This is a genomic window from Campylobacter canis (assembly GCF_045504005.1).
In the GTDB taxonomy this organism is placed as follows: Bacteria; Campylobacterota; Campylobacteria; order Campylobacterales; family Campylobacteraceae; genus Campylobacter_A; species Campylobacter_A canis.
On record NZ_JBJJXH010000002.1, the window covers coordinates 257625 to 264782 of the forward strand.

At 37.9% G+C, this 7158-nt stretch carries 7 protein-coding genes; all 7 read left to right on the forward strand.

The window, feature by feature from the left end:
• Positions 1-16: 16 nt before the first annotated feature.
• Positions 17-604 (forward strand): GTP cyclohydrolase I FolE, encoded by a 588-nt coding sequence (gene folE / locus ACHJH3_RS03440; RefSeq protein ID WP_407063588.1) that lies wholly within the window; start codon positions 17-19, stop codon positions 602-604.
• A complete protein-coding gene (gene fliI, locus ACHJH3_RS03445; protein WP_407063589.1) occupies positions 604-1908 on the forward strand; it encodes a flagellar protein export ATPase FliI in 1305 nt (434 codons plus the stop codon). The genes folE and fliI overlap by 1 nt, the downstream gene beginning before the upstream one ends.
• 272 nt (positions 1909-2180) lie before the next feature.
• Positions 2181-2795, forward strand: a complete 615-nt coding sequence (locus tag ACHJH3_RS03450) for a hypothetical protein (protein WP_407063590.1) — start codon at positions 2181-2183, stop codon at positions 2793-2795.
• A gap of 490 nt (positions 2796-3285) precedes the next feature.
• Entirely contained in the window at positions 3286-4476 is a 1191-nt protein-coding gene (locus tag ACHJH3_RS03455) for a NifS family cysteine desulfurase (RefSeq protein WP_407063591.1), read from the forward strand.
• A gap of 69 nt (positions 4477-4545) precedes the next feature.
• A complete protein-coding gene (locus ACHJH3_RS03460) occupies positions 4546-5538 on the forward strand; it encodes an iron-sulfur cluster assembly scaffold protein (RefSeq protein ID WP_170018755.1) in 993 nt (330 codons plus the stop codon).
• Between the two features lie 331 nt (positions 5539-5869).
• A complete protein-coding gene (locus ACHJH3_RS03465) occupies positions 5870-6292 on the forward strand; it encodes a TOBE domain-containing protein (RefSeq protein ID WP_407063592.1) in 423 nt (140 codons plus the stop codon).
• Positions 6293-6459: 167 nt separating this feature from the next.
• Positions 6460-7029, forward strand: coding sequence for a YceI family protein (locus ACHJH3_RS03470; RefSeq protein WP_407063593.1), 570 nt, complete (start codon positions 6460-6462; stop codon positions 7027-7029).
• Positions 7030-7158 lie beyond the last annotated feature (129 nt).

Sequence of the window (7158 nt, forward strand, 5' to 3'; positions counted from 1 at the left end):
TTTAAGGAAATCAAAAATGCAAGAAAATCAGCAAAAAATTAGCTTTGAAAATTCGGTTAAAAACATGCTTGAGATCATCGGCGAGGACGTAAATAGAGAAGGTCTTATCAAGACTCCCGAAAGAGTTTTTAAAGCGTTTAAATTTCTAACTCAAGGCTATGAACAAGATCCAAAAGAGGTGCTCAACGACGCGCTTTTTGAAAGTTCAAACAACGAAATGGTTTTGATGAGGGATATTGAGTTTTATAGCCTTTGCGAGCATCATCTGCTTCCTATAATCGGGCGCGTTCATGTGGCATATATACCAGACGGCAAAGTTGTGGGGCTTAGCAAGCTTCCTCGCATGGTAAATATCTTTGCCAGAAGGCTTCAAATTCAAGAGCAGATGACCGAGCAGATCGCAAGCGCCATTCAAGAGGTTATTAGGCCAAAAGGCGTTGGCGTGGTGATAGAAGCAAGACATATGTGCGTGGAGATGAGAGGAGTTGAAAAGATAAACTCAACCACCACGACTTCGGCGTTAAGAGGAATTTTTATCAAAAATGCAGACACCAGAAGAGAGTTTTTCGCTCTTATAAATTCGCCAAAAGAGGTGAGATTCTAGTGAGTTTGCAGCGTCTAAAATCCAAGCTAAACTCAAATTTATCCCTTTCAAACGTCTTTGGAGTGATAAATAAAATTTCATCAACTACTATTGAAATTTCAGGGCTTCGTCCAAGCATTGGCGATATCGTCCAGATCGTAGCGCGCGACAAAAGCAAAAGAGGTCTTGGCATGGTTACCGAGATCAAACAAGACGGAGCTTTTATATCGCCGTTTGGATTTGTCGAGGGCTACAAGATAGGAGATCTTGTCTATCTAAGCGATCAAGGCATGAAAATCCCTGTCGGCGATGCGCTTCTTGGGCGCGTAGTGGATCCATTTATGAGTCCTAAAGACGGCAAGGGAGCTATTTATACCGATGATTTTGCCCCTATCATGAAAGCGCCTATTGACGCTATGAAAAGAGGTCTTATAGATGAGATTTTTAGCGTAGGAGTTAAGAGCATAGACGCGCTTTTAACTTGCGGCAAAGGTCAAAAGCTAGGAATTTTCGCAGGAAGCGGGGTTGGTAAAAGTACTCTAATGGGCATGATCGTAAAAAATTCCGAGGCTCCCGTTAAAGTAGTAGCACTCATTGGTGAAAGAGGTCGTGAGGTGCCTGAATTTATCGAAAAGAACCTACATGGAGATCTAAGCGGCACGGTGCTTGTAGTAGCTACGAGTGATGATAGCCCTCTTATGCGAAAATACGGTGCATTTTGCGCTATGAGCGTAGCAGAATACTTCAAAAGCCAAGGCAAAGACGTGCTGTTTATCATGGATAGCGTGACAAGATTTGCCATGGCGCAGCGCGAGATAGGACTAGCGCTTGGCGAGCCGCCTACATCTAAGGGGTATCCGCCTTCCGTGCTTACGCTACTTCCGCAGCTAATGGAGCGGGCGGGAAAAGAAGAAGGAAAAGGCTCTATCACTGCGTTTTTTACGGTTTTGGTTGATGGCGATGACATGAGCGATCCGATAGCCGATCAAAGCCGCTCCATACTTGACGGACACATCGTGCTAAGTAGGGAACTAACGGACTTTGGAATCTATCCGCCGATAAATATCCTAAATTCCGCTTCGCGTGTAATGAACGATCTAATCACGCCCGAACACAAGGCAAATGTAGCTAAATTCAAGAGATTTTATTCGCTTATAAAAGAAAATGAAATTTTGCTTCGCATCGGAGCTTACCAAAAAGGCAACGACAAAGAACTTGATGCGGCGATCTCAAAGCGAGAATTCATCGATAAATTCCTTAAACAAGACGAAGATGAAGGCTTTAGCTTTGAAACAAGTCAAGAGATGCTAAAAGAGATAAATTAAGCCTAAAATAGCGCTATAATCTTAGCTTAAAATTTGAGTCGTTTCAGAATAAATTTCAAATTTATAGCCTCACTGTTTATGCACAAAAGCCCGATAATGACGCAGCAAAATCCTAAATGTAAAAATTTATAATATAATACTCATTACAAAGAATTTAATATATAGTGGCGCAAGCTAAACCAAACAATACCGACAAATCAATCGAATTTGCGGGAAAAAAGGAGTTTGGTATGAAATTTATACAAAAATACGGTGAAATTTAAGGCATTAAGATGCTGATAATATATCCGTTTTATCTTTTGATCTGTATTTTTATCTTCATATTTGCCGTTAAAAAGATGAATTTGAGCAAATTTATAGGCTCTTTTATACTAACAATAGCTCTTTTAACCCCTTGGAGCTTTTATCTAATCGCAAAAATTCTAACCGTTAGCTACTGCAAAACGGCTCAAAATTTTATGTCTGAGCTGCACGAAAATCCTAGCTTTTTATTTACCGATTATGCGTTATATAACGAGGCTAAATTTTCTTGTGAAAAAGCAGGCAAGCACGCTAGAATCGGATTTGTAAAAAGAGAAAATATAACCGTAATAACCTGCGATCCGGAAGATAAAAACATAATCCCTTTAAGCGGATATAGCCTATTTGACTTTAACGTAACTGCCGAAAAGATAGGATTTTTACCTCTGATGCAAAATTTTATAGACGGCAAGAGAGTGGTTGTGGTTGATAACAAAAGCCAGAAAAAAGTAGCCTCAAACACATCTATCATAAATAGCTATCATAGCGCTTTTTTAAACGAAAAAAACGGCGAATTCCTGTTTCAAAGCGGTGAAGTCTGCGGAGATATGCTCGGCTTTTACGAAAAGCTGTTTTATCCAAGATAATTTTATATATCTTATATCTCAAAACTTTATGTTTAAAAGTAAAAAAATATAAATTTCTCAAATAAAATTACGCATTAAGAGAAGTTAAATTCGAGCTATGGTGATTTTATATTGAAATACTTTAAGCTTACACAAGCTCATGACTCTTAAAAAGTATAAAAGCCGTATAAATAAAATAAAGCGAGTGAGAAAAATCTTTAGAATTTAATAGATAAATTATAAAATATCTATGAATTTTAAGAAATTCCCGCTTGAAATCTTAAAAAAATTTATTAATTTTAAAAGCGCTAAATCTCAAATAATGGGTGCTTGTAGTTCAATTGCGAATAATTCATAAATTGATAAAGAATTTCAATATAAATTCAATATCAAAATCATCCCAAATTTGAAAAAATTAAGCCTAAATTTTAAACTAAATTTTATGCAATTTGTTATAATATCCTGAAAAAATAAAAAAGGATAAAATCTATCCTAATTAAAAGGCAAAAATTTGAGAGTTTATTTAGATAACAACGCAACTACGATGGTTGATCCCGAAGCTTTCGAGCTCATGAAACCATTTTATTGCGAAAAATATGGAAACCCAAACTCGCTTCACAGATTTGGCAGCGAAACTCACCCTGCTTTGCGCCACGCAATGGATCAGCTTTATACGGCCTTTAACGCTAGAGATAAAGACGATATCATCGTAACAAGTTGCGCGACAGAGAGTAATAACTGGGTTATAAAAGGCGTATTTTTTGATCATATGTTAAATAAAGACAAAGATCATATCATAATCAGTTCTGTAGAACACCCGGCAACTGGCGCAGCATGCGAATTTTTAAAGCAATTTGGCATAAGAGTAAGCCACATCCCTGTTGATGAAAACGGGCTTTTAGATCCAAACGATTTAAGAAATTTGATAGATGACAAAACTGCGCTTGTAAGCGTAATGTGGGCAAATAACGAAACGGGGACAATTTTTCCGGTTAAGGAGCTTGCGGCTATAGCGCACGAATACGGCGCGCTCTTTCACACCGATGCCACACAAACGGTCGGCAAGATAAAAATAAACGTGCAAGATATAAATATGGATTTTATGAGTTTTTCCGCACACAAATTTCACGGTCCAAAAGGTATCGGCGGACTTTATATCAAAAATTCTCAGCCGCTTACCAGCTTGCTTCACGGAGGCGAGCATATGGGCGGCAGACGAAGCGGCACGCTTGACGTAGCAGGTATCGTAGGCATGGCGCAAGCGCTGGAAAACAGCAACAAACTAATGGAATTTGAAAATTTACACGTTAGAAAATTAAGAGACAAGCTTGAAGACGCTCTACTTGAAATTCCTGAAATTTCAGTTGTGGGAGATAGGGCTCATCGCTTGCCAAACACTATTTTAGCAGCAGTTAAAGGTGTTGAAGGCGAAGCTATGCTTTGGGATTTAAACCAAGCTGGTATCGCTGCTTCTACGGGTTCTGCTTGTGCGAGCGAAACGCTTGAGAGCAACCCTATAATGGAAGCGATCGGTGCTGATAAGGAGCTTGCGCATACGGCTTTAAGGCTATCTCTTTCAAGATTTAATACCGAAGAAGAGATTGATTACGCGATAGTGCATATCAAAAAAGCGGTTGAAAGATTAAGAGCGATTTCAAGTACGTTTGCTTATACGCCGGATTGGCATGTAAGCGGGCTTTAATAAATTTATAAATTTAAAAAGAAGGAGCTGATTTAGCCAAGTCGCTAAACAAGCCTCAAAAGGAATAAAATGGCAAAACACGATTTAATCGGCGGCTCGATTTGGGATGAATACTCACAAAAAGTTCAAGACCTAATGAACAGCCCTCGCAATATGGGACAGATAACCGAAGAAGAAGCAAAAGAGCGTGGCGGCAAACTTATAATCGCCGATTTTGGCGCAGAGAGTTGCGGCGATGCGGTGAGGCTTTATTGGTTAGTTGATGAAAAAACAGATATCATCATGGACGCGAAATTCAAAAGCTTCGGCTGTGGAACGGCGATAGCAAGCTCTGATACTATGGCTGAGCTTTGTATCGGCAAGACGGTCGATGAGGCGGTAAAGATCACAAATATAGATGTGGAAAAGGCGATGAGAGACGATCCTGAAACTCCTGCCGTCCCGCCTCAAAAGATGCACTGCTCGGTAATGGCTTATGATGTCATCAAAGCGGCTGCGGCAAGCTATAAGGGGGTAAATCCCGAGGATTTTGAAGATGAGATCATAGTTTGCGAATGCGCCAGAATAAGTCTTGGCACGATTCGCGATGTAATCAGAATGAATGACTTAAAAACGGTCGAAGAGATAACTCAATACACCAAAGCAGGTGCATTTTGTAAATCCTGCATTAAGCCGGGCGGACACGAAAAAAGAGAGTATTATCTGATTGATATCCTAGCAGAAACTAGGGCTCAAATGGAAGCTGAGAAGCTAAAAGCCATCGCGGATGCTAAAATTTCAGGAAACGATAGCGATTTGGCATTTGAAGAACTTACGGTAGTAGGTCAGCTTAAAGCAGTTGAAGCGGTTATAGATGCCGAAATTCGCCCTATGCTTATGATGGACGGCGGAAATATGGAAATTCTTGATATCAAGAAAAACGACAAAGGCATTATCGATATCTACATCCGATATCTTGGGGCTTGCTCGGGATGTGCAAGCGGTTCGGGCGGAACGCTATATGCGATCGAAAACGTGCTACAAGAAAATTTAAGCCAAAATATCAGGGTCTTACCTATTTAATTTAATATACGCTGACGGCTTTGGAGTTAAAATTAACTTCCAAAAGCCGTCAATCTATCTTTAAATGAGCCAAATTTCTCATCAAATAGCTCAAATTTGAAATAATTTATATAATTAAACCGAATTTAGCTGTCTGAATTTAAATTTTAAATTTGAAATATTTATTTTAAACATTTTAGTGATAAGATTGCGAATTTACGAAGCTTTTAAAGTATTATCAAAAATCAAATTAAATTATTTTTCTATATAATTTTATTTTAAGTTTTGGCAAAGCTTAGGCTGTTAAGATTTCACCAAGATTTAAAATCGAACTAAAAACAAAGGATTTAACATGTCATTCAGCGCAAGAAATCAACTTCAAGCCGAAATCACTGAAGTAAAAACAGGTGTTGTAAATTCACTTATCGTAAGTAAACTCCGAGGCGGAGAGATAGTAAAAGCAACAGTTACCGTCGAGTCTGAAAAAGCTCTTGATCTTAAAGTAGGCAAAAAAATCGTTTATCTATTTAAAGCCTCAAGCATAATTGTTGCCAAGGGTGAAAATGAGCTTAAATTAAGCGCAACTAACCAAATCAAAGGGAAAGTTGTCAGCGTTAAAGAGGGTGCGGTAAATTCGGAGATAGACATCAAGATAGCAGGCGGAGATAAGCTAAGCGCTATCATCACAAACGAATCCACCAAAAGCTTGGCCCTTAAAGCCGGTGATGATGTAGTTGCGGTTATCAAAGCAAGCCAGATTATTATCGGTGCTTAATTAATATAAAATTTGTCCGTGCGACTTTGTGCGGACTTTCTTTTCATAAATTTATCTTAAATTTAAATTCTAAATTATTAAAATAAAACACAAAATATAACTGATTTATTATTCATTATAAAATATCAAATATAATCTTGAAAATTATTTCAAACAAGGATATATTAATGAAAAAATTAATCAAAATATCGGCTATTGCGGCGCTTTTAGCAAGCTTTAGCTATGCGCAAAATTATGCTATAGACCATGCTCACAGCACATTAGGGTTTCAAGTTAAACACCTTAAAATAGCAAAAGTAAATGGTAAATTTAAAGCTTATGATGCTAAAGTTGACTACGACAAGGCAACAAACGAGCTAAAAATGCTTGAGGTAACAATAGACACTAAGTCAATAGATACAGACAACAAAAAACGTGACGAGCACCTATCTTCAGAGGACTTCTTTGATGCAGGCAAATTTGACAAAATCACTTTTAAAATGACCAAATTTGAAAAAGAAGGAAATGATGAAGGCAATATTTATGGCGACTTAACCATAAGAGGAGTAACAAAACCTGTAAAACTTGACTTTGAATACGGTGGAGACACTAAAGATCACCACGGCAATGAAAAAATCGGCTTTAGTATCACGGGCGAAGTAATGAGAAAAGACTTCAACGTAGGCTCAAATTTTGGAGATGCTATGATCTCTGAAAAAGTAAAAATTCAAGTCGACGTAGAAGCTGCGGCAAAATAATTAAAAAAGCCAAATTTGACCTTGCGATGAGGTCAAATTTTCTTCATATTTACTTGTATGATTACCCCCCTACAAATCAAAAATCTAAATATACATTTTTGTATATTGATTTCTGATTTCATTTTTTCT